This is a genomic window from Flavobacterium riviphilum, from assembly GCF_055231795.1.
In genome coordinates this window covers 467540-491980 of record NZ_JBUYSY010000002.1, presented here as the reverse complement: position 1 = coordinate 491980, position 24441 = coordinate 467540, and the positions used below count along the sequence as shown (strand labels likewise).

The following is a 24441-nucleotide window of genomic DNA, read 5'->3' as shown; positions in this document are numbered from 1 at the left end:
AGCGTGTTCAACGCAAGAAAAACTATTTATAAATCTTTTTGAGTACCCTTTTCATGTATTCAAGTAACTCGGTGTTTATTATTCATTAAAAAAAACGAAACTATGGCACGCAACAATTGCTGCTGTTTCAGTACGCAATCTCGTGTTTCCAAGGGTGACAGGGAAAAAACCATTTGAAAGCGCTAAAGCAATTTCGTTTGGACTAAAATCGCCTTCAGGACCAATTAATATGGTAGTAGGAGTCTTAGGATGTAGGACTGATTTTAGTGATTTTTTATCCGTTTCTTCACAATGCGCAATAAACAAATCCCCTTGATGTGATTGATGCATAAATTCTTTAAAAGATACAGCTTCATTTAATTTGGGCAAAAACAATGCATTAGATTGTTTTAATGCCGTAATGATAACTTTTTCAAATCGGTCTTTATTAATAACTTTTCGTTCAGATCGGTCACAAATAATAGGGGTAATTTCTTGAATGCCAATTTCCGTGGCTTTTTCTAAAAACCATTCAAAACGATCGTTCATCTTGGTTGGTGCTACTACTAAATGTAGGGGAAAAGGGGAAGGGATTTCATTCTCAAACGACAAGATATTCACGGTACATTTAGAATCAGATGCTAAAGTAATCACTGTTTTAAACAAATACCCTAATCCATTGGTAACATGCAAAATATCACCTTCTTTCTTACGCAACACTTTAATAATGTGCTTGCTTTCCTCTTTATCAAAGATAAAATCTGTACAAGAGGAATTGATTACTGAATTGAAAAATAATTGCATGATTAAAAAGTAATTCTAGCTTTTGACACAACCGATGCTGTTTCAAAATGTTGTGATAAATATTTATGATAGCCTACAATCCCAATCATAGCTGCATTGTCTGTTGTATATTCAAATTTTGGGATAAAAGTTTTCCATCCGTATTGTTTAGCGGCCTGTTGCATAGCCGCTCGAATACCTGAATTTGCAGACACACCACCACCTATAGCTACCTGCTTAATTCCAGTTTCTTTCACTGCTTGCTTTATTTTATCCATCAAAATTGTAATAATTGTATGTTGAATAGAAGCGCAAATATCGGCTTTATGTTCTTCAATAAAATTTGGATTTTCTTTCTGATTTTTTTGAATAAAATAAAGTATAGCTGTTTTTAAACCTGAAAAACTGAAATCCAATCCCGAAACTTTAGGCTTAGAAAAGACAAAGGCTTTCGGATTTCCTGTTTGAGCTAGTTTGTCCACCAAAGGCCCACCAGGGTAGGGAAGTCCAAGAATTTTAGCACTTTTATCAAAAGCTTCTCCAACCGCATCATCTGTAGTTTCTCCAATAATAGTCATCTCAAAAAAACTATCCACTCGAACAATTTGAGTATGTCCACCACTAATTGTTAAGGCCAAGAAAGGAAATGAAGGTTGCTCAAAGCCCTCTTCTTCTATAAAATGGGCCAAAATATGCGCATGCATATGATTAACAGCAATAAGAGGAATCTGAAGCGCAGTAGCCATTGACTTGGCAAAAGAACTTCCTACCAATAAAGAACCCATCAAACCAGGACCTTGTGTAAAGGCTATAGCTGATAATTGTTCTTTATTAATTTGAGCTTTTTTAATAGCAGCATCAATTACGGGTACAATATTTTGTTGATGGGCTCTTGAGGCTAACTCTGGAACCACGCCTCCATATTGATTATGAATCATTTGATTAGCAACCACATTAGACAATACACGATTGTTGCATAAAACTGCTGCAGCAGTATCATCACACGAGCTTTCTATGGCTAAAATATAAACGTCTTTTTTATGCATAATTTGTAGACAAATTATAGGGATTATTTTGATAAATGGGGGTAAATTTCTTTAATTTTACAGCTTCGTCAAAATTAGCTATTTTTTATTAAATAGCTTGTAGTGTTTTGGGTATTAAATAGAGAGTAATTTCTAACCATAATTTCAAACCCTTCCAAAAAAATAATTGTCCAATAATTACAAAAAGTAAGCTATCAAAACATTTTATAAAATATTTTTAAGGATTATCTTCATACTAACTGTGTTGCTCCTCACCATGGGAATATTGCTTTCTTTACCTGCGGTACAATCGAAGTTAGCAAAGCAATTGATGGAAAAAATCAATACTTCATATGGCACTTCCATCGAAATTGAAGAAGTTGGCATTAGTATTTTTGGTGGAGTAAAATTAAAAAAAGTACTAATTCGGGATCATCATAAAGATACTTTAATTTATGCGAATCGAATCAAAACACATCTTATTGATTTAAAAAAAGCAATAGATGCCGACTTAATTTTTAACTCAATTCATTTACAAGGGGTTCTTTTTAATTTAAAAACCTATAAAAAAGAAAAACTTACCAACCTCGATGTGTTTATCGAAGCCTTTGAAACGGGAAAACCATCAACAAAACCCTTCTTAATGACTGCTCGTGAGGCCTTTATCTCCGACGGACATTTTATATTAATTGATGAAAATCGCAAACAGCCCAAAGACGTTGATTTTACTAAAGTAAATGCACAATTGAGCAATTTTCAAATTCTAGGCCCCGAAGTATCATCAAATATAAACCAGTTATCTTTCAAAGACTTTAGGGGGGTATTTATCGAAAAACTATCTGCAAATTTTAGTTATAACAAATCAAAGATTCAGCTAAAAAATTTAAGCGCTAAAACAAAAGAATCTAAAATTAACGCAGAAGTTACTTTAACTTACAAAATTGAAGATTTTGCGGATTTTAATAATAAAGTTAATTTCAACGTTACATTACATCCTTCCATACTTGCTTCTAATGATATTCGATGTTTTTATAATGAATTAGGTAAAAACCAACTTTTCACCGTACGTTCTCAGATCAATGGTACTTTGAATAGTCTAAGGTTATCCCAATTGCATATTCAAGATCAAAAAGAGGCGAAAATTGAAGGAGACCTTCACTTCAAAAATCTCTTCCCTACTAATGCACAAACCTTCTACATGAAAGGACAATTACATTCGTTGACAACGAGTTATCAAAGTCTTGTCGAATTATTGCCTAATGTTTTAGGAAAAACATTGCCAGAGCAATTGAAAAACTTAGGCAAAGTTGAAATAATTGGATCAACCGAACTCACCACCCAAGATATCAAAGCTGATTTTCTTATGAATTCCACTATTGGACAAGTAGCATCCAAAATGGAAATAAAAGATATGAATCAAACAGATTTGGCAAAATATTCTGGCACTGTGAAGCTGAATGATTTTAATGTAGGTACATTTTTGAATCAAAAAAATCTTGGGCTTACATCCCTTGCATTGGAAGTAGATGGCAAGGGTTTTACGAAGAAAAGTTTAGACACCAATCTAAAAGGGAGCATTTCAAAAGTTGCCTTTAACAACTATACCTACAAAAACATAGAGGTTGAAGGCGATTTTAAACTTCCAATTTATCTGGGTAAAGTAAAAATCAACGACCCTAACTTGGCGCTTTCGTTTGATGGATTAGTTGACTTAAGTCAAAAACACAATCAATATGATTTTAAAATTGCCATCGAGCATGCCGATTTACATCAGATGCATTTTGACAACCAAAAAGTTTCCAGCTTAAAAGGCGACATTCTTGTCAATGCAAAAGGAAGTGATATAGACGATACTTATGGTGATATTTTCATTAAGAATGTTTCCTATACAAACACGCATCAAACATATACATTCCAGGACATACATTTATCTTCAACTTTTGATAGCAATCAAGTAAGAACTTTGAACCTAAATTCGGAAGATATTGGTGAAGCAAATATTGTAGGGCAATTTAAAATCAATCAGATAGGAAGTCTTATTCAAAATTCATTGGGAAGTCTCTATGGAAATTACAAGCCTTTCAAAATTCAAAAAAACCAAAATCTGAAATTTAATTTCACTATCAAAAATAAAATCGTAGAGGCCTTGGTTCCTACGCTAAACATACCCAACGATGCTATTGTGAAAGGAATTATGAATTCTGATAACAATGAATTTAAATTAAATTTATATTCTAATCAGCTGGTGTATTCTGGAACTACTTTTGACAATATCCGTCTTGATATTGATAATAAAAATCCTATTTACAATACATTTATTGAACTGGATAGCATAAAAACAAGTGTCTATAAAATAAGAGATTTTAGCTTGATTAATGTAACCATGAAAGACTCTCTTAAAATTAGAACAGAATTTAAAGGCGGTAAGAATGGTGAGGACATTTTTAATTTGAATTTGTATCACACTATAAACGAATCTAATAATAATGTTGTAGGTTTTAGCAATTCTGAAATCAAGTTTAAAGATTATTTATGGAATCTTAATAAAGATGATCAAAAAAGCAATCAGATTATTTTTGATAAAAACCTGAAAAATTTCGCCATAAATGATATAGTGTTGACCCATGAAAACCAAAAAATAGATTTTACGGGCTTGATAAAAGGCAATAATTACAAAAATTTACATCTTAATTTTCAAGGAGTTGATTTGAATAAAATTACTCCTGGAGACGACAATTTTACCTTTAACGGAAAAATAAGTGGACAAGTGAATTTTGAACAAAATGGCTTAATTTACAAACCCACAGCATCTGTTTATGTTGATCGTCTTAAATTAAACAATGTGTTTTTTGGCGATTTATCTTTAGATATTCAAGGAGATCAAAATTTCAAAAAATTCACCTTGAATTCGCATTTGGAAAACGACGGATTCGAATCTTTTAAAGCTTCAGGTCATATAGAAGATATAAACAATGAAACCCATTACGATTTGGATTTAAAATTGGAAAAATTCAATTTATCCTTTCTGAATCCAATTGGAGGAGAAGTGCTATCCAATATCAGAGGATTAGTTTCTGGAAATGCTAAAATTCAAGGTACGACAAATAAACCAGACATTAATGGACGCTTGTATCTTGAAGGAGCTGGGATTAATATACCCTATTTGAATGTGGACTATGAATTGAATAACAACTCAATCGTTGATTTATCAAATGAAAAATTCTTGTTTAGAAATAATGGAATTTTTGATACAAAATTCAAAACACAAGGCTTATTGAATGGGGTAGTGGAGCACAATAAATTCTCTGATTGGAAGTTAGACTTGTCCATTTCATCCAAACGCTTTCTAGCTTTAGACACACAAGATAGTGAAGATGCTGCCTATTTTGGCACCGCTTATATTGATGGTAGCGCAACTATAGCAGGACCTGTAGATGCATTATTTATCAAACTCAAAGCAGAATCGGAAAAAGGAACCTCAGTAAAAATTCCAATTAATTATGCCGAAAGCGAAGTGGAAAGTGGCCTTTTGCATTTTGTGACACAAAAAGAAAAAAACAACAGTAAAAAAGGTGTAATTGAACGAACTAAAGTTTACAAAGGACTAGAACTTGAATTTGATTTTGATATCAATCCCGATGCTGAAATTGAAGTTATTTTGGATCGTGCAACTGGACATGGAATGAAAGGTAAAGGATACGGCTCGTTGTTATTTAAGATAAATACTTTGGGAAAATTCAACATGTGGGGCGATTTTCAAGCGTATGAAGGTACCTACAATTTTAAGTATGGAAGTCTTTTAGATAAAAAATTTGATGTGAAAAAAGGAGGTTCTATCATTTGGGAGGGCAATCCAATGAAAGCGCAATTGAATCTTGAGGCCGTATATAAAACATCGGCGAATCCTTCAGTACTCCTAGAAAATTCCTCTTTCAACACCAAAGTTCCTGTTGAAGTAGTTATTGGAATACGAGGCGATTTAGCACGTCCTGATCCTGACTTTAGCATTGGCTTTCCTACAGTAAGTTCTGTCTTAGAATCAGAAATTCAATATAAACTAAACGATAAAGATACACGACAAACACAAGCTTTGTATTTATTATCATCTGGAAGTTTTTTGAGTCCTGAAGGAGTAAATCAATCTGATTTTTCTACCTCTTTATTTGAAACCGCCTCTGGTATCTTGGGTGATATAATTAAATCCGATAACGATAAACTAAAAGTTGGTGTAAATGTTGTTACGGCCGATAGAAGAGTAGGACGTGAAACCGATGGACGTTTTGTGGCTACACTATCATCCAAAATCAATGATCGGATAACCATTAATGGAAAACTAGGGGTACCTTTTGGTGGTGTCAATGAATCTGCTATTATTGGAAACGTTGAAGTCTTGTACCGCGTGAATGAAAAAGGCAACTTCAACCTCCGTCTTTTTAATAAAGAAAATGACATCAATTATATTGGACAAGGCATTGGATATACGCAAGGGGTCGGTATTTCATATGATGTAGACTTTGATTCTTTTAAAGAGTTTGTGGATCAACTCTTCAAAAAGAATCGTACTTACATCCCATCAAATACTAATGAAATAGATCCTGATTCCTCTTTTTCACCGGATTTTATAAATTTTAACAAATCAAAGAAACCTACTAAAGAAAATCCGAAAAAAAACAATGAAGCTATACTTCCAGAAGAAGATTAGCAATCGTAATATTTTGGTAAAATAGAAATACAAAAAAAGTCCAAATACAATTCATATTTGGACTTTTTTTATGTTTTAAATGCTAAAGATACCACCAAACATTAATAACTTTTGAAAGTAAAAGAAATCTTGTGAAGCTCTATCGTCTAGGTTGATAGTCGTTCGAATATCAGGCATGTTAATATAACCACCTTTTAATTCGCCTTGCACATAGAAATGTTTAAAAAAAGTGATGTTTAGTCCCGTTTTTAAAGAGGTTCCAAATCCAGAAACATGGAAATCATCATGACGAACATTCCCCATTAATTTGCTGTTCGTCTTAGGATACAACATTCCAAAACCCCATCCTTCAGTAAGGTTGATTTGAATTTTATCCGTATTGCTTATTTTGAATAAAGAAGAAATATCATCAAATCTTGAAACCTCAGAAGTAATATAATTTAATCCATCGGTATGTTCATACGTTAAAAACGTCTCGTCTGAAAAATCGATAGGAGTACTATTATACATACCATTAAACTGTGAGCCAGAATTTGTAGTAGGTAAGTTAATATATCCCGATACTTTGGCGGTTTGATTTTGCGTCATTACATATTTCATATGATCGACTCCTATTGAAACACTATAATGATCTGAAACAAAATATCCTAAACGCAAATTGGTTTGAGGAATCGTCATGCGAACCGGATTGATATAATCTATGTGCCAACCCTTTGGTTTGTCATGAGCTTTCATATCATAAACCGTAAATTTATAATCTTTACCAGAAAATGTTACATCTGAGGTACTGTAGGTTTCTCTATTACCTCCCCATGATATAAAAAATTTTCTTTTATTCGAATTTACATACTTTGAATTTGAATTTTCTTGTGCTATAGTAATACTACTAGTTATTAGAAAAACAACTAGGCAAAATGATTTTTTCAAGGAATTTATGCTAATTTAAAATTGATTAATGGTTTGTTTAATGGCTACTAATTTTGTCATTAAAGATTCAAAATAATCCAAATGTAACATGTTGGCTCCATCGCTTTTAGCATTGGCTGGATCAAAGTGAGTTTCGATAAATATACCATCCACACCCACAGCTATTCCCGCTTTGGCCACAGTCTCAATCATATCTGGACGACCTCCGGTTACACCGATTGTTTGATTGGGCTGTTGCAAAGAATGCGTTACATCTAAAACAGTGGTAGCATATTGTTGCATGGTTGGAATCCCTCTATAGTCCACTATCATATCTTGATAACCAAACATCGTTCCTCTGTCGGTAACCATTACGTTTTCGTTATGACAATCCAAAACTTTTTGAACCGCATGTTTCATGCTTTCGGGACTCATAAATTGTCCTTTTTTCAAGTTCACCACTTTTCCTGTTTGAGCAGCAGCTGCAACCAAATCTGTTTGGCGCACTAAGAAAGCTGGAATCTGCAACACATCTACATAAGCTGCAGCCATCGCGGCGTCTTCATTAGTATGAATATCTGTTATAGTGGGTACACCAAAAGTTTGGGAAACTTTTTGCAAAATTTTCAAAGCTTTTTCATCTCCAATTCCAGTAAAACTATCGATTCTTGAACGATTCGCTTTTTTAAAAGACCCCTTAAACACATAAGGAATTGCCAGCTTATCAGTAATTGTTACCAATTTATCAGCAATGCGCAATGCCATTTCTTCGCCTTCAATAGCGCAAGGTCCTGCTAAAACAAAAAAATTACCACTAGTGGTGTTTTTAATTTGAGGGATATGATTAATGTTCATATTAAAATAAGTTTAAGTGGTGCAAAGGTAATTAGCTTTTGTGATTTAAGTTGATTTTAAAAGAAAATTGTTGCGGATTTGGTGTGTTTTGAACGTAAATATTGGTTTAACAACGGTTTAACCTCTACAAAGTCATATTCACACTTCATTATTATTCTATTTCTTAAGCGTTAAGCCCATTGGAACCATCAAAACTCCTCTTTCATAAATATTCATATAAAGTAAGATTGGTTTTTTTTGACCTTCCCATGAAATTTCATAAACATCTAAAAATCCAGCGCCCATTGGGGTGTTCTTAGAAGGAAAAGGACAACAGCTTTCTAATTTTTGATAGCTAAGTTTTTCCCCATTAGGACCAGCTAAAGCCTCTAAAAAACGTTTTTGATTGATTGTTTCATTTTGAGTGCCACGGTAGTAAATATTGATAGGATGATCTTTATCGTAACCGTATTTTTTGTCTTTGCTAAAGGTGGTGATTACAAAAGTATTGTTTTTGGACAGCAAGGGTTCAGGGGCATTATTGTCTACATTTTGAAGCGTAGATTTGGTACTAATACAAGAGGTAAAGAACATAGACGCAATACAAAGCCTATAAAATGTTTTCATTAGAATTGATTTAAGGTTAGATTCTGAATTGCAATGGGCACCCAATTTTAGTACACAGTTACAACTCCATTTAAAGATAAAATCCTATAATTTTTTTTTGAAACACAAATATAATTACTTTGAAGCTATAGACACTTGTCTCTAATCTCTTTTTTAAAACTACAATTACTTTCTATATTTGCACCATTAAAAAAATAAAAAATGGATTTTATTTCACAAACATGGGCTTGGTACGTATCAGGCTTTCTCATTGGATTTATAATGTTACTATTGGTGTATTTCGGGAAGACTTTCGGAATGTCATCCAATTTGCGTTCCTTATGCACCCTTGCTGGAGCGGGGAAGGGAGTACCTTTTTTTGACTTCGATTGGAAAAGCACACGATGGAATTTAGTAGTAGTTTTGGGGACTATGATAGGAGGATTTATAGCTGTTCATTATATGAGCGACCCTTCAAATGTAAGCCTAAATCCAAAAACAATCCAACAACTGGAACTTTTGGGCGTAGAAGCTCCTAATGGAAAATTGTTACCAGACGCCTTATTTAACAACGATATTTTTCAATCACCCAAAGGTATTTTTCTTTTGTTGCTTGGAGGCTTTTTAATTGGTTTTGGATCACGTTATGCTAGTGGGTGTACTTCAGGACATGCTATTACAGGTTTAAGCACACTACAACTTCCTTCATTAAAAGCAGTAATAGGTTTTTTTATTGGAGGTTTACTAATGGCGCATTTCATTTTACCCATTCTTTTAAAACTATAAAATATGACAAAGGCATTAAAATATTTAATGGTAGGAATTCTTTTTGGAATTGTTCTTACTAAATCGGAAGCCGTTTCATGGTATCGAATTTACGAAATGTTTCATTTTCAATCGTTTCACATGTACGGTATTATTGGTGTTGCAGTAACCACTGGATTAATTGGCATGCAATTAGCCAATCGTTTTCAAATTAAAAATAGAAAAGGAGCCCCCATGCATGTTCCTGATAAAGAAAAAGGCTCTACTCGTTATTGGTTAGGCGGCATACTATTTGGTTTGGGCTGGGCACTTGTAGGATGTTGTCCTGGCCCTATATTCATCCTAATAGGAGCTGGATTTTTACCGATAATACTAGTATTAATTGGAGCGCTATTGGGTACGTTCCTATACGGCTTGATTATGAAAAAATTACCCCATTAAGAATACCTTCTTATACAAACAAAAAATAGCCCGATTAAAATTTTAATCGGGCTATTTTTTATTTAAAAGTAAGACGCCCGATACAATGCCATATTGAGCTAAAATATAGGTACTCATTATTAAGGTATTGGAATACGGTAGTGCTTCATAAAACTTATTTATTGCCAAAATACTATCCGATAATACAAAAGAAATAGCTCCTAAAAGTATTATTCTTGCTGCTGGATTTGACCACCTTAAACTGTTTTTGAAGGCAACAAATAACATCAAAGTAATTACAATGGCATAAATGACTACAGGTAGTTTTAAGGGCCCTAGTTTTGGAAATAACAAAAGAAGTATTCCGAAAAAATATGCCAAAAGAAGCGTGGTTCCAATTGCTATTTTACTAGAACTTGTTGTCTTTTCATTTTGGTCTTGTTGTATAAAAAGAACAATGTACCACAGATGAGACACCAAAAAGGCAACCAATCCAAGGATAAAATAAAGTTCTCCTTTATCTGCAAACATTAATATGATATCGCCTATCCACGAAAAGAACAAAGCGAAAAGTAATATTTTCTTTGTTTTAAAATCTTTAGTAATCAAAACTGAAACGATCAAAAAAGGAATCAAAAATGGTTTTAGAAACCAGCTGATTGCATCAAATCCAAAAAAAGGAAGTAAAAGATATAGTACACTAAAGATAAGAAAACTAGTAAATATTGTTTTGGGTTGCATTAAGAGGTGATTTTGTAGTTAGTAAAAACAAGATAAGTTGGATCTATAGCAAAGGAGCGTCTATCAAAGGATCAAGACATTTTTTCTTTCAAAATTTGTACTCAAAAAATACACATTTACCAGTAATGAAAGTAAAAAATATCCCCCTAAAATATAACTACTCATAGGAATTAGTGCGGATAAATTGAACCAATCCTGATAGTAATAAAATATCCCTCCGGCAAATATAAATCTCAAAGTTTCCCAAATAATAGCTGATTTTTTGGTATCCATTAACTCAGTATAACTATACACGGTCAAAAAGATGAAAGCTCCATAAACAAATACATGAGGTAATCCTATGGTTCCAATTGCGCTATACATATAGGTAATTAATAGTAGCGTAGTCAAGGCTTGAAAAATAGACCAATACATCAAATTTTGAGAATGATGCATTCCATATTTTTCAAAATGATACACATCGGTAATTTTTGAAACGGGGTATTTTTCCTCAAAATTTTCAGGACGCCAGCCAGTAGGTTTAAACCAAATAAGTAGCTTATCTTTCCAATGTTCCGCGCGCCAAGCATCTGCAATTAGTAGTCCTAAGTGTTGAAAATTAATTCGAATAGGGTTCCACGTATTTGCAGGTCTAGTAATCCCAAAAACAGGAGGGACATGGTCTAGTTCTTCTTGAAATGTTCCAAATAATTTATCCCAAAAAATAAAAATTTGCGAATGATTTTTATCGATATATTCAGGATTTATGGCGTGATGCACCCTGTGATGTGAAGGAGTAACAAGAATTTTTTCCAAAAACCCCATTTTTTTTATATGCTTGGTATGGTACCAAAATTGTAAAAACAACTGTATTGGCAAGGTAATAGCAATCACAACGGAAGGCACTCCTAAAAAAGCTGCTGGCAACAACAAAAAGGTAAATAAGTTAACAAAGCTTGACACCGTTTGTCTAAGGGCGCATGCCAAATTGAACTCTTCACTACTGTGATGAATAGCGTGTTTGTTCCATAAAAAATTAATTTGATGTGCCCAACGATGCGTCCAATAACCGTAAAAATCAATTGTAATAAAAGCTATTATATAAGCCCAAACGGAAGGTTCCATTTTAAAAAAAGCCACTCGTTCTACTAACCATTCATATGAAATAATCGAAACACTTAGCCCCAATACATCCTTTACAGAATTGGTCATTCCCGAACTGATACTTGACACTGTGTCCATGTAAGGAGCCGTATCATATCCTTTCAATTTTCCATATATTTTTTCGACCGCAATGAGTATTAAAAAAATCGGCATTACATATACCAATATTTTACCATATTCTTCCATAATAAACACTTTTTTTTCCAAATATATAAAAAAGAAAAAGCAGCATTATTAATTTTGAAAAATAATGCTGCTTTTTTTAAAAAGTTGATTTATTTAGACAATTTCCGCACTTAGTCCAGCTGCTAAAAGCTGTGTGCACTGCGGTTTAAGTTCGTCGTAAGGACCGGTTTTTACCGTACATTTTCCATTGTAATGGATGATCAACGAACATTGTTCTGCTTGTTCTGGAGTATGATCACAAACACGAATTAATGTAGCTATAACATGGTCAAAGGTATTCACATCATCGTTATAGACAATAATTTCATTATTAAGTCCAAAAAGTTCTTTGATACTTACTTTCTCCCTTACTTTTTCTTTTGTACTCATTTTTTGAAATTCTTAATTTAAAAAAAACAATTTAAGATCGAGTGTATTTTAGACAAACCCAATTGTTCTTATGTAGTTTTTTAACAAAGGTTAATCCCTTTTCGGTACAAGAGGCATCCAAAAAAGGAAAATCTTCTTCATAAAAACCACTCAATAATAAAACTCCTTTAGAATTTAAACAATCAACATAAGTCTGCATGTCGTTTAACAGAATATTACGATTGATATTGGCTATAATCAAATCATATTGCTTTCCAGGTAACAAACTAGCATCTCCTTCATATACTGTAATGTGTTTACAATTGTTGCGCTCGGCATTTTCAATAGAATTCAAATAACACCAATTATCAATGTCAATGGCATCTATAGGTTGAGCACCTTTCATTTCAGCTAAAATGGCCAATATAGCCGTACCACATCCCATGTCTAACGTTTTTAAACCTGCAACATCCATATCTAGCAAATGTTGAATCATCATATGCGTAGTTTCATGATGTCCGGTTCCAAAGCTCATTTTGGGTTCAATTACAATATCAAATTCAGCAGTGGTTTTAGGATGAAAAGGGGCACGCACATGACATTTTCCATCCACGTCAATAGGTTCGAAATTTTTTTCCCATTCTTCATTCCAATTGATTTGTTCAATTTCTTCATAAGTATAAGAAATCGAAAATTCCTCGGATTCTAATATGAAAATATCTTCTAAAATGGATTCATCCCATAGATTTTTTTGAACAAAGGCGTCGATACCTGTTTCGGTTTCAGTAAAACTTTCGAAGGCCTTTTCCCCTAGTTCGGCAATTAAAATTTCGGATCCTAATTCTTTAGGTTCAATTTGAAAATGATAGGCTATGTATGAATTTGACATGGTAACTTTATTTTTTTGCAAATTTACAATTTCTACAATGACTCACTCTAAAAAATATCAAAAAGAGCAGTATCTGAAACGATTCAATATAATATCACTTTTCATAAGCCAAAATATCACCTGGTTCACATTCTAAAACTTTACACAATGCCTCCAAAGTACTAAAGCGTATGGCTTTTGCTTTACCTGTTTTAAGTATTGAAAGATTGGACAAAGTCAAATCAACTTTTTCTGAAAGTTCGTTTAATGACATTTTTCTTTTAGCCATCATTACATCAAGGTTTACTACTATTGGCATAACTAAATGGTTAATTCGTTTTCGTTTTGAATTTCGATTCCTCTTTTGAATATTTGACCAATTACACAAAGTATTACTCCCATTAGCAACCAAACGTCGGCACCATTCAACGGCAAGGTTTGAATATCAGGAAGTGTTACGTTTTTACTTTTTATCCAAAGTAGATATTGAACAGAATAATACGCAATTACTCCAATGATTATAGATAAATTGCTCAGATTCGATATAAATTTGAATAATTTATGGTTAAAAGGAAAAGCCAAATTTAAATTATTGTCATGAAGAAATTTTACAATGACATAGAACAATACTGCTTTTAAAATAGCAACTACACTTATTAAAATCATAACAAGTGCATAAAATCTACTATCAAAACTGTAGAGGGACTTTAAATCCAAATAAGTTGCATTATAGGAGTTAAAGACGAATGTGTATAAACCATTAAACACATACGTACCTGAGTTAATACAAATACCAATAAAAATTGCAAAAGCAACATAATACAATATTTTGAGTATTTGCATTGTTGAAATATTAATTTCCATGATGTAATGTTTTAAATTAGACATCAAAAGTAATAAATATTTATTGTTTTTCAATAAATTTTTATTGTTATTAATTTAAAATCATTAAAAAAACAATAATTTAAGTATATAAATACACTGTTTTGATTAATTCAGATTGGAAAATAAAAAAGCTAAAACCCCTAGTATACTTCACCAAAAACAAAATAGTAAATCCACTTTTTTTATTTATTTTAGCATTCAAATTTTTATCATAATTATGATTTCAGCAGCACAATTTCAAGAAGAACTCAATTTATTCATTGCTAATGCTATACGCGAAGATGTTGGCCCAGGAGATTACAGCTCTTTGGCTTGTATTCCTTCGGACGCAACAGGAAAAGCTAAGCTCCTAGTAAAGGAAAATGGCACAATTGCCGGAGTTGAACTAGCCAAAATGATTTTTAATTATGTAGATTCTTCAATGCAAATTGAAACTTTTATTAAAGATGGGGCCGAAGTAAAAAAAGGGGACATTGTATTTCATGTATCAGGGAGTTCGCAATCAATTCTGAAAGCTGAACGAGTAGTCTTAAATACCATGCAAAGAATGTCAGCTATTGCTACCAAAACTCAGCACTACGTTAGATTATTAGAAGGAACAAAAACTCAAATATTAGACACTCGCAAAACTACTCCTGGTATGCGAGCTGCCGAAAAATGGGCGGTTACCATAGGAGGAGGAGTAAACCATAGGTTTGCCTTGTATGATATGATTATGCTAAAAGACAATCACATCGATTTTGCTGGTGGAATCACGAAAGCGATTCAAAAAACCAAAGCCTTTTTAACGGCAAATCAATTGGATTTAAAGATTATTGTGGAAGCTAGAGATCTTAATGAAATTGAGGAAATCCTTCAATCTGAGGGTGTTTATCGTATATTGATTGATAATTTTAATTTTGAAGACACGCGAAAAGCCGTAGCATTAATTGGGTCAAAATGTCAAACTGAGTCTTCAGGAAATATCAACGAAACCACGATACGCCAATATGCTGAATGTGGCGTAGATTTTATATCCTCAGGTGCTTTAACTCACTCTGTTTATAATATGGATTTAAGCTTAAAAGCCTTTTAACTTTATTTAGTTCATTTACTCATTATTCATGCCTAAATCAAAAGTCCCTTTCGAAATTCAACTCAAGAATAGAATCAAGCAAAATAGTTTAATTAAAAAATGGATTCATTTTTTACAAAATAAAAAACTTCTTTGGCTAGAAGAACTTTCGTTGTACGACTTTTTGCGGTCTTATATTATAGGAGTTATAAATGGAAAACTACCTGTTAGGGCTGGAGCTATTGCTTTTAGTTTTTTTATGGCATTATTTCCTTTTGCACTATTTATACTTAATTTAATTCCATTTATTCCAATTAAAGGCTTTCAAAATGATTTTTTAAATTTTGTAGAACATAGTGTTCCTCCAAATACTTTTGATGCTATAGCTGAAATCATTAATGATATTTTAAACAATAGTCATTCTGGTCTTTTATCCTCTGGGGTAATATTATCCGTATTTTTAATGGCAAACGGTTTGAGTGCCATATTGGGAGCATTTGAAGAATCAAGACATGTGGTAGAGAGAAGAGGATTTATAGAACAATATCTCATCTCTATTGGAATGTCTATTTTTCTATCCTTTTTATTACTTTTTACAGTAGCTATCATCGTTGTATTTGAAGTAATAATTCAACAAACAAAAATTCAAGACGTTCTAAACGATACAATTCCATTAATAGAATTAGGAAGATACATTTTTCTTTGTTTAATGATTTTATTTACCACTTCTATTTTATTACGTTTTGGTATCAAACAACGTCACAAACCAAAATTTTTTTCGGTTGGTTCGGTGTTTACTACTATTTTGATCATTATTTCATCCTATGGTTTTGGTATTTGGGTCGTGAAATTTTCAAAATATAACGAACTTTATGGTTCCATTGGAACACTCTTAATTTTAATGTTTTACATCTGGATTAATTGTATTTTACTATTACTTGGATTTGAGTTAAATGCTATAATACAATCCCATCGTAGTCATTTAAAGTCTAAAAATTCTACATAGATCGAACTTTTTAAGCATAAAATATATTACTTTTGAAATAACACTCATTGTATTATTAATCGATGCAATTAAAAATCTAGTGTTTTTCTTTATAAATTCTTAAACTAAAACAAACAAAATGAATAAATTACTTTTTTTAGCAGCTTTTATAAGCTTAACACTTACCAGTACAGTTAAAGGTCAAACTGTATTTGGAAAATGGAAAACTATTGATGATGAAACTGGAAAACCCAAGTCAATTGTAGAAATTTATGAAAAATCAGGGAAAGTATACGGAAAAGTAGTAGAGATTTTAGACCCGAAGAAAAAAGATAAACTGTGTACTGAATGTACTGGTGAAGACAAAAACAAACCTATTTTAGGAATGCACGTGGTAAAAGGGCTTCATAAAGAACAAAAAGAATATACGGGTGGAACTATTACAGACCCAAATAATGGAAAAGTCTATAAATGTTTCATCACTCTTGAAGGGCATGACAAACTAAAAGTTCGTGGGTATATAGGTTTTTCTTTAATTGGAAGGACACAAGTATGGCACAGAGTTAAATAAAACAATACACAAACACCCTAATAAAAGGGTGTTTTTTTTGCTACTTGATCCCTTGCATTTATTCCTTTTTTGAAGTTTATTTCATAATCCTTTCTTTATGTATTTTGTAGAAGTTATTTTACCCTTGGCACTTGCTAAAACATTTACTTATCAAGTTTCTGAAGCCGAATATCATTTCATCAAAAAAGGAATGCGACTGTCTGTACCTTTTGGTAAAAGCAAAATATACACTGCATTAGCAATTGAATTACATCAAAACAAACCGCTACTATATGAAGCTAAAGAAATACATCAAATATTAGATCACGAACCAATTGTTACCCCAATACAAATTGAACATTGGTTTTGGATTGCATCATATTACATGTGTTCAATAGGCGAAGTATATCGTGGCGCTATGCCAAGTGCGTTTCTTTTAGAAAGCGAAACAATTATTTCTATTCAAATTACTTCTTTTATAGATGAATCCCAATTATCAGACGATGAATATTTGATCTACCAGGCGTTGCAAAAACAAAGTACTCTGAAAATACACGACGTAATTGCAATTTTAAATAAGAAAAATATTTTCCCGATTATCCATGGCTTAATTGAAAAAAAAATAATTACCCTAGCCGAGGAAATTGCTGAAAACTACAAACCAAAACTCGTTCGCTATGTTCGTTTACACTCCCAATTTAATTCCGACAAAGGACTCCCGCAATTATTAGAACAATTAAAAAATGCACACAAGCAGAAGGAAGTTGTATTACATTATTTTCAATTGCTAGCAAAAGAGAAAAAACCCATTTCGATCAAACAACTAAGCGAATCGGCACAAGTTACAGTGGCTGTAATTAAAGCTTTAATTGAAAAAGAAATTCTTGAAGAATATCATATACAACACAATCGAATCGCGTTTAATGGCAGGGCTACATCACAAGAATTAACACTAAGCACTGCGCAACAAGTAGCCTACGACACACTTAATAAACAATTTTCAGAAAAAGAAGTGTGTTTACTACAAGGTGTAACCGCTAGTGGAAAAACAGCTTTGTACATTAAATGGATTGAATCCTTTTTGAACCTAGGAAAACAAGTTTTATTTTTACTTCCTGAGATTGCATTAACCACACAATTAGTAAGTCGTTTAAGATCTCATTTTGGAGATAAAATTGTGGTTTTCCATTCTAAATACAGTAATAATGAAAGGGTAGAGGCTTGGTATCAGATACTCCAAAAATCAAAAGAAGCACAAATTGTAATTGGCGCACGCTCAGCGCTTTTTCTCCCTTTTCAAAATTTGGGAGGAATCATAATCGACGAAGAACACGAACCTACTTACAAACAAGTTGATCCTGCTCCAAGATATCATGCACGTGATGCTGCCATTGTTTTAGCCAATGCGCATAAAGCCAAAGTTTTATTAGGCTCAGCTACACCAAGTCTTGAAACCTTTTTTAACACTCAAACCTCAAAATACGGATTTGTTGCACTTAAAGAACGTTTTAGCAACGTCAAAATGCCAATTATTGAATTGGTAGATTTAAAAGATAGCTATTTCAGAAAGCAAATGAAGGGACATTTTAGCAACACCTTAATCAATGCTATTGGCTCTGCTTTATCATTAGGAGAACAAGTAATTCTGTTTCAAAACAGAAGAGGGTATGCACCTGTCATTGAATGCATGACCTGCGGACACGTACCTCAATGCCCTCAATGTGATGTGAGCTTAACCTTTCATAAATTCAAAAATCAATTACGTTGTCATTATTGCGGTTATGCTATCGGAAAACCCACAAATTGTCATTCTTGCTCTAGTATTGATTTGACCACTAAGGGATTTGGTACAGAACAAATCGAAATAGAATTGTCTCAACTTTTTCCAGAGGCAAAGTGCGCAAGAATGGACCAAGACACCACAAGAGGAAAGCATAGTTTTGAAAAAATTATTGACGGTTTCAAAAATCAAGAATTTGACATCCTTGTTGGCACACAAATGTTAGCCAAAGGACTTGACTTTGATAACGTGAGTTTAGTCGGAATTTTAAATGCGGACAACATGCTATACCATCCGGATTTTAGAGCTTTTGAGCGTAGTTTTCAAATGATGACACAAGTTGCAGGAAGGTCGGGTAGAGCTGAAAAACAAGGAAAAGTAATCATTCAAACCTACAATCCGTTGCACAATATAATTCAACAGGTGACCCACAATGATTACGAATCGATGTACAAAGAACAAATATACGATAGACAAATTTATAAATACCCACCGTATTTTAGATTAATAAAATTAACCTTAAAACATAGGGATTTTGATAAACTTAAAGAGGGATCTTTTTGGCTTTACCAAGTATTGAGCCAAAATCTTTCCATACCTGTGTTAGGTCCTGAAGAACCCGAGATCAATCGTATTAGAAATGAATATATTCGAACAATAATGATCAAAATCCCACAAAAAACCTCAATTGTAGGAACAAAAAAAACCATTCAAAAAATATTGAATAGTTTTGAATCGGTTGCACAATTTAGAGCAATCCGAGTAATTGTAAATGTAGATTTTTATTAAAAAGTAGTTTTTTTACATAGATAGTGCTTTAATTAAATCATCTTTTTTGTTTCTGCTTAAGGGAATCTTGGTAATACCAATTTCAGCAAACTTACTATTGAAACGATCAATTTTATCGATATTGACAATATAAGATTTATGAACTCTCACAAATTTATCCTTGCTCAAATCGTTTTCAAAAGATTTCATAGTAGATAACACCAATTTACTATCTTCATCAGTAACTACTTTTACATAATCTCCATAAGCTTCAATCCATTTAATTTTTGAAGTAAATACTTTGAGTTTTTTCAAGTTACTCTTGATAAAAATATGCTCACCTTCCTCGTCTTTACTCTCAGATTTGAGATGATGCAAATCTAAAGCCCTTTTTACAGCTGCATTAAAGCGCTCAACCGCTAAAGGCTTTTGAAGATAATCAGTTGCATCATAATCAAAAGCTTTAACCGCATACTCGGCTTTGGACGTTATAAAAATGATTTGAGGTTTGGTTTTAAGTCCGTCAAGAAGATCAAATCCACTAATGACAGGCATTTCAATGTCTAAAAAAATCAAATCAACAGCATGAACAGACAAGCAGTTTTTGGTTTCAATAGCATTGGAAAAATCACCTACCAAGCGAAGATGAGGATGATTATTTACTAACTTTGCTATAATCATTCTTTGAACGGAACTGTCATCAACAACAACACAGTTTAGTTTCATAAAGGGTGATTTATAATTTTCGGTTACGTAAATATAAATTAATTATTTTACTTTGCAATCCTTTCGAGCAAAAAATCTACACTTCATCGATTATTTTCATGTTTTATCTTGCAGAATCAAATTAAATAACTACTTTTGCAGCCAAATTAACAAATAAATATTTTTTTTATGAATCATTATGAAACTGTTTTCATTTTAAATCCCGTTTTATCTGAAGTTCAGATAAAGGAAACAGTAAGCAAATTTGAAGAATTTCTTACTAGTAGAGGAGCTGAAATGGTATCGAAAGAAGATTGGGGGCTTAAAAAATTAGCTTATGAAATTCAAAACAAGAAAAGTGGTTTTTACCATTTGTTCGAATTCAAAGCTCCAGGAGAAATTTTACTTCCATTTGAAACTGAATTCAGACGTGATGAGCGTGTAATGCGTTTCTTGACTGTAACTATGGACAAACATGCTATCTCTTGGGCAGAAAGAAGAAGAGCAAAACTTAAATCTACTAAAGCTTAATTAACATGGCAACATTACAACAATCTGCTTCAGGAAAAAAAGATGGAGATATCAGATATCTTACACCTTTGAATATAGAAATCAACAAAACTAAAAAGTACTGTCGTTTCAAAAAATCAGGAATCAAATACATCGATTATAAAGATGCTGATTTCTTATTGAAATTTGTTAATGAGCAAGGTAAAATTTTACCTCGTCGTTTAACTGGTACTTCTTTGAAATACCAAAGAAAAGTGTCTGTAGCTGTAAAAAGAGCACGTCACTTAGCTTTAATGCCATATGTGGCTGACTTATTGAAATAATTATTATTAATATAGTTGTTGGTTTTCAAAATTATCGAAACCTAACTTCTCAAAAAAAAGGACAACAACATGGAACTTATTTTAAAACAAGACGTTCAAAACTTAGGTTTTAAAGATGATGTAGTATCTGTTAAACCAGGTTACGGTCGTAACTACTTAATTCCTCAAGGATTTGCTGTATTAGCAACTGCTTCTGCAAAAAAAGTATTAGCTGAGAACTTGAAACAAAGAGCTCACAAAGAAGCTAAAATGATTGCTGATGCAAAAGCAACTGCTGAAGCATTAAAGGCTATTGAAATTAAAATTGCTGCAAAAGCTGGAGGAGAAAAATTATTTGGTTCAATTACAAATATTGATATTGCTGCTGCTTTAGCTGCTGCAGGACAAGAAATTGACCGTAAATTTATCACTAGTGGTATCGTAAAACGTATTGGAAAATACAGCGCTAGCGTACGTTTACACAGAGATGTAATCGTAGAATTAGCTTATGAAATTGTAGCTGAAAGAGCTTAATAATTTTATCAAAATTCAAAAATCCCGATACGTTTCTAACGTCATCGGGTTTTTTTTTTATTCATTTTCAACATGAAATATACTAGATTAACTAAAGAGCAATTTGAAGAGCTCCATCAAGAATTCACTACTTTTTTAGCTACCCAATCTATTGACAAATCAGAATGGGATACCTTGAAAAAAGAAAAACCAGAAGTTGCAGAACAAGAACTTGATGTTTTCTCGGATCTCATTTGGGAAGGAGTACTTAGTAAAGCCTCGTTTTTAGAACATTTTTCAAAAAACCATATTTTCCTTTTTCAATGCTTCGAAAAAGAAATAAAATCAATCGTTCTGAAATCTTTAGTACCCGAAGTAGACTTTTTGACCAAAGAAGGACTGCAATGGTTATCCGATAACATGTTTACAGAAACCATTGAAATGAAAATTGGAACTAAATTTTTTACAGAAGAACGTAATTATTCCATTTTTCAACTGATTCAACAAGGAGCTTTTTTAAGCGATGGACAACTTTTCCAACAAATTAATTCAATAATTGAATCGAAATAAACTTTTTTTACCATAAAAATTGGCTATTTTTAGTGTTTTAATCCGACACGTAGATAGCCAATTTTTTTTATGGATATTCAAAGTAAAATACAAGCATTACGCTCAGAACTTGAGCAACACAATTATAACTATTATGTTTTGGATCAACCTCAAATTTCTGATTTTGAGTTTGATAAAAAACTTGAAGAACTTCAAAAGCTTGAACTAGCTCATCCAGAATTTTTTGACGAAAATTCACCCACTCAAAGAGTAGGAGGGACTATCACCAAAAATTTTCAAACGCTTACCCACGAATTTAGAATGTACTCTTTAGACAATTCCTATTCTAAAGAAGATGTTATTGATTGGGAGGCACGTATTCAAAAAGTTTTAGGAAATGTACCGTTAACTTATACATGCGAACTAAAATATGATGGCGCTTCAATAAGTATCACTTATGAAAACGGAAAGCTTACTAAAGCTATTACACGTGGTGATGGATTTCAAGGAGATGACGTAACCGCCAATGTAAAAACAATCAAGTCCGTACCCCTGCGCATTAAAGGCAATTGTCCTTCAAGTTTTGTAATCAGAGGTGAGATCATTTTGCCATTTGCAGGATTCGAAAAAATGAATCAAGAATTAATAGAAATTGGTGAGACTCCTTACTCCAATCCAAGGAATACTGCATCGGGGAGTTTAAAACTTCAAGATAGTGCTGAAGTTGCCAAACGTCCATTGGATTGTTTGTTGTATACCATTGTAGGGAATGAGCTACCCTTTTCAACCCAATTTGAAGGATTGCAAAAAGCAAGAGAATGGGGGTACAAAGTACCCAATGAGGCCATTTTGGCCCAAAGTCTAAAGGAGGTGTTTTCTTTTATTGATTATTGGGATGCTCATCGACATGAACTACCCTATGAAACAGATGGTGTAGTTATTAAAGTAAACTCTTTTCAACACCAAGAAGAGTTAGGCTATACTGCAAAATCTCCTCGCTGGGCCATAGCCTATAAATTTAAATCAGAACAAGCAAGTACATTATTACAATCCATTTCCTATCAAGTAGGTAGAACCGGAGCCATAACTCCTGTAGCCAATTTGGATCCTGTTCAATTGGCTGGCACTATAGTAAAGAGAGCTTCGTTGCATAATGCGGATCAAATACAAAAATTGGATATCCGAGTTGGAGATACCGTTTTTGTAGAAAAAGGAGGGGAGATTATCCCTAAAATTATTGCGGTCGATTTCGACAAACGCCCATTGCATTCAGAAGTAACCCAATACATTTCACACTGTCCAGAATGCCAAACCCCACTTGTAAGATCCGAAGGTGAAGCCAATCATTATTGCCCCAATTTTTATGGTTGTCCGCCTCAAATCATTGGTAGAATCCAGCATTTTATTTCACGTAAAGCTATGGATATTGAAGGCCTTGGTGGAGAAACCGTAGCTTTGTTGTATCACAATGGTTTAGTTAAAAATTATGCTGATTTATACGATTTGACCGTGGAACAACTATTACCACTAGAAAGAATGGCACAAAAATCAGCCGAAAATTTAATTAATGGTGTTGCGCAATCTAAAAACGTACCTTTCGAAAATGTCCTCTTTGCATTAGGAATCCGATACGTTGGCGAAACCGTGGCAAAAAAATTAGCCAAACATTATAAAACCATAGAGGCCTTACAAAAAGCAACCTTAACTGATTTAATCTTGGTAGATGAAATAGGGGAACGAATCGCAAAAAGTGTAGTTGAATTTTTTGAAAACAAAGAAAATTGCGATAGTATTCAGCGACTTAAAAACAAGGGGGTTCAGTTTGAATTAATTGAAAAGGAAAATCCAAATGCTACAACATTGCTTGTTGGTAAAACCTTTGTTGTTTCTGGTGTTTTCGAAAAATTTTCTAGAGATGATTTAAAAAAAGCCATTGAAGAAAATGGTGGTAAAGTAGGTAGCTCTATTACATCCAAAACTGATTATGTGATTGCAGGAGATAATATGGGGCCTTCTAAATTAGAAAAAGCTAATAAATTAGGCATAGCCATAATTTCAGAAAATGATTTTATAGCCTTACTTGAACAATAAATCAATATGCTGTTAGCTCAAAAATTTATTTTGTATACTAACTGATGGAATAATACAAGTGGTTTTTTTTCCAAACCACTTGTATCTATTTTTGGCCACAATATCATAAATGAAATCCAGAACTTTAGTTGGAATAATTGAAAAAAGAGACAACAAATTGTACCATCCACCTAGTTCTTTGGCAATACACAAAACCGCTTCAGATTTTATTGTATAACATTTTCCAGGCTTATAAAAAATTATACTATCTATTTGCATTGGATGCAATCCAATGTGTTTTACAATTTCTTGCCCTAAATGACTTTGTAAAGCAACAAAACGAAAGATGTCCTTTTGGTCATTTTCAATAATGGTTTGTACCGATGAATTGCAAAGATTACAAACGCCGTCAAAAAGTAGTATTATTTTATTCTCAGGAAATACTAGCATACTTAAATTGATTT

At 32.8% G+C, this 24441-nt stretch carries 25 protein-coding genes; 12 read left to right on the top strand and 13 right to left on the bottom strand.

From position 1 onward, the window contains the following. Positions 1–78 precede the first annotated feature (78 nt). Both ACZIX2_RS04820 and tsaD read right to left on the bottom strand, forming a co-directional pair. Positions 79–783: a 16S rRNA (uracil(1498)-N(3))-methyltransferase gene (locus tag ACZIX2_RS04820; RefSeq protein WP_463338947.1), complete on the bottom strand. Its 705-nt coding sequence runs from the start codon at positions 781–783 to the stop codon at positions 79–81. Between the two features lie 2 nt (positions 784–785). After that, entirely contained in the window at positions 786–1808 is a 1023-nt protein-coding gene (tsaD, locus tag ACZIX2_RS04815) for a tRNA (adenosine(37)-N6)-threonylcarbamoyltransferase complex transferase subunit TsaD (protein ID WP_463338946.1), read from the bottom strand. 256 nt (positions 1809–2064) lie between these two features. On the opposite strand from tsaD, the gene ACZIX2_RS04810 reads away from it, so the two are divergent. Continuing rightward, positions 2065–6489 (top strand): translocation/assembly module TamB domain-containing protein, encoded by a 4425-nt coding sequence (locus ACZIX2_RS04810; RefSeq protein ID WP_463338945.1) that lies wholly within the window; start codon positions 2065–2067, stop codon positions 6487–6489. A 75-nt stretch (positions 6490–6564) separates the two neighbouring features. Here the strand turns inward: ACZIX2_RS04810 and ACZIX2_RS04805 are convergent, their stop codons facing one another. The 3 genes from ACZIX2_RS04805 to ACZIX2_RS04795 all read right to left on the bottom strand — a co-directional run bounded on the left by ACZIX2_RS04805 (position 6565) and on the right by ACZIX2_RS04795 (position 8856). Beyond that, a complete protein-coding gene (locus ACZIX2_RS04805; protein WP_463338944.1) occupies positions 6565–7416 on the bottom strand; it encodes a hypothetical protein in 852 nt (283 codons plus the stop codon). Between the two features lie 15 nt (positions 7417–7431). Continuing rightward, positions 7432–8250: a 3-deoxy-8-phosphooctulonate synthase gene (gene kdsA / locus ACZIX2_RS04800; RefSeq protein ID WP_463338943.1), complete on the bottom strand. Its 819-nt coding sequence runs from the start codon at positions 8248–8250 to the stop codon at positions 7432–7434. A gap of 156 nt (positions 8251–8406) precedes the next feature. After that, positions 8407–8856, bottom strand: coding sequence for a 2-dehydro-3-deoxyphosphooctonate aldolase (locus ACZIX2_RS04795; RefSeq protein WP_463338942.1), 450 nt, complete (start codon positions 8854–8856; stop codon positions 8407–8409). A 201-nt stretch (positions 8857–9057) separates the two neighbouring features. Between ACZIX2_RS04795 and ACZIX2_RS04790 the strand changes: the two genes are divergently transcribed. Together ACZIX2_RS04790 and ACZIX2_RS04785 are read left to right on the top strand one after the other, a co-directional pair. Continuing rightward, the gene (locus ACZIX2_RS04790; RefSeq protein WP_463338941.1) at positions 9058–9621 is read left to right on the top strand and encodes a YeeE/YedE family protein; all 564 of its coding nucleotides are present in this window, start codon (positions 9058–9060) and stop codon (positions 9619–9621) included. A 3-nt stretch (positions 9622–9624) separates the two neighbouring features. Then, entirely contained in the window at positions 9625–10041 is a 417-nt protein-coding gene (locus ACZIX2_RS04785; RefSeq protein ID WP_463338940.1) for a DUF6691 family protein, read from the top strand. A gap of 51 nt (positions 10042–10092) precedes the next feature. Here ACZIX2_RS04785 and ACZIX2_RS04780 read toward each other — a convergent pair whose 3' ends face one another. The 6 genes from ACZIX2_RS04780 to ACZIX2_RS04755 all read right to left on the bottom strand — a co-directional run bounded on the left by ACZIX2_RS04780 (position 10093) and on the right by ACZIX2_RS04755 (position 14170). Beyond that, complete coding sequence (locus tag ACZIX2_RS04780; RefSeq protein ID WP_463338939.1) at positions 10093–10761, bottom strand: lysoplasmalogenase; 669 nt, start codon at positions 10759–10761, stop codon at positions 10093–10095. Between the two features lie 63 nt (positions 10762–10824). After that, a complete protein-coding gene (locus tag ACZIX2_RS04775; RefSeq protein WP_463338938.1) occupies positions 10825–12090 on the bottom strand; it encodes a sterol desaturase family protein in 1266 nt (421 codons plus the stop codon). Between the two features lie 93 nt (positions 12091–12183). Continuing rightward, positions 12184–12459, bottom strand: a complete 276-nt coding sequence (locus tag ACZIX2_RS04770) for an ATP-dependent Clp protease adaptor ClpS (RefSeq protein WP_463338937.1) — start codon at positions 12457–12459, stop codon at positions 12184–12186. A gap of 31 nt (positions 12460–12490) precedes the next feature. After that, positions 12491–13327, bottom strand: coding sequence for a 50S ribosomal protein L11 methyltransferase (gene prmA, locus ACZIX2_RS04765; protein ID WP_463338936.1), 837 nt, complete (start codon positions 13325–13327; stop codon positions 12491–12493). Between the two features lie 94 nt (positions 13328–13421). Then, on the bottom strand, positions 13422–13625 hold the full coding sequence (locus ACZIX2_RS04760) for a helix-turn-helix domain-containing protein (RefSeq protein WP_463338935.1): 204 nt from the start codon (positions 13623–13625) through the stop codon (positions 13422–13424). Positions 13626–13627: 2 nt separating this feature from the next. Continuing rightward, positions 13628–14170, bottom strand: a complete 543-nt coding sequence (locus tag ACZIX2_RS04755; RefSeq protein WP_463338934.1) for a DUF2975 domain-containing protein — start codon at positions 14168–14170, stop codon at positions 13628–13630. Between the two features lie 238 nt (positions 14171–14408). On the opposite strand from ACZIX2_RS04755, the gene nadC reads away from it, so the two are divergent. The 4 genes from nadC to priA all read left to right on the top strand — a co-directional run bounded on the left by nadC (position 14409) and on the right by priA (position 19349). Further along, positions 14409–15266, top strand: a complete 858-nt coding sequence (nadC, locus tag ACZIX2_RS04750; RefSeq protein WP_463338933.1) for a carboxylating nicotinate-nucleotide diphosphorylase — start codon at positions 14409–14411, stop codon at positions 15264–15266. Positions 15267–15294: 28 nt separating this feature from the next. Further along, positions 15295–16251, top strand: coding sequence for a YihY/virulence factor BrkB family protein (locus ACZIX2_RS04745; RefSeq protein WP_463338932.1), 957 nt, complete (start codon positions 15295–15297; stop codon positions 16249–16251). 118 nt (positions 16252–16369) lie between these two features. Then, positions 16370–16801 carry a DUF2147 domain-containing protein gene (locus ACZIX2_RS04740; RefSeq protein WP_463338931.1) on the top strand — a complete coding sequence of 144 codons (432 nt, stop codon included), beginning with the start codon at positions 16370–16372 and terminating at the stop codon, positions 16799–16801. Positions 16802–16898: 97 nt separating this feature from the next. Next, positions 16899–19349 carry a replication restart helicase PriA gene (gene priA / locus ACZIX2_RS04735; protein WP_463338930.1) on the top strand — a complete coding sequence of 817 codons (2451 nt, stop codon included), beginning with the start codon at positions 16899–16901 and terminating at the stop codon, positions 19347–19349. A 12-nt stretch (positions 19350–19361) separates the two neighbouring features. On the opposite strand, the gene ACZIX2_RS04730 is transcribed toward priA, so the two are convergent. Further along, complete coding sequence (locus tag ACZIX2_RS04730; protein WP_463338929.1) at positions 19362–20054, bottom strand: LytR/AlgR family response regulator transcription factor; 693 nt, start codon at positions 20052–20054, stop codon at positions 19362–19364. A 168-nt stretch (positions 20055–20222) separates the two neighbouring features. On the opposite strand from ACZIX2_RS04730, the gene rpsF reads away from it, so the two are divergent. The 5 genes from rpsF (at position 20223) to ligA (ending at position 23998) form a co-directional block, all read left to right on the top strand. Next, on the top strand, positions 20223–20564 hold the full coding sequence (gene rpsF / locus ACZIX2_RS04725) for a 30S ribosomal protein S6 (protein ID WP_463338928.1): 342 nt from the start codon (positions 20223–20225) through the stop codon (positions 20562–20564). Positions 20565–20569: 5 nt separating this feature from the next. Beyond that, positions 20570–20866, top strand: coding sequence for a 30S ribosomal protein S18 (gene rpsR / locus ACZIX2_RS04720; RefSeq protein WP_024982097.1), 297 nt, complete (start codon positions 20570–20572; stop codon positions 20864–20866). A 69-nt stretch (positions 20867–20935) separates the two neighbouring features. Then, positions 20936–21379 carry a 50S ribosomal protein L9 gene (gene rplI / locus ACZIX2_RS04715; RefSeq protein WP_463338927.1) on the top strand — a complete coding sequence of 148 codons (444 nt, stop codon included), beginning with the start codon at positions 20936–20938 and terminating at the stop codon, positions 21377–21379. A 72-nt stretch (positions 21380–21451) separates the two neighbouring features. Beyond that, a complete protein-coding gene (locus tag ACZIX2_RS04710) occupies positions 21452–21928 on the top strand; it encodes a DUF6495 family protein (protein WP_463338926.1) in 477 nt (158 codons plus the stop codon). 69 nt (positions 21929–21997) lie between these two features. Next, positions 21998–23998, top strand: coding sequence for an NAD-dependent DNA ligase LigA (gene ligA / locus ACZIX2_RS04705; RefSeq protein WP_463338925.1), 2001 nt, complete (start codon positions 21998–22000; stop codon positions 23996–23998). A gap of 12 nt (positions 23999–24010) precedes the next feature. Here the strand turns inward: ligA and ACZIX2_RS04700 are convergent, their stop codons facing one another. Further along, positions 24011–24427, bottom strand: a complete 417-nt coding sequence (locus tag ACZIX2_RS04700; protein WP_463338924.1) for a thiol-disulfide oxidoreductase DCC family protein — start codon at positions 24425–24427, stop codon at positions 24011–24013. Positions 24428–24441: the final 14 nt, after the last annotated feature.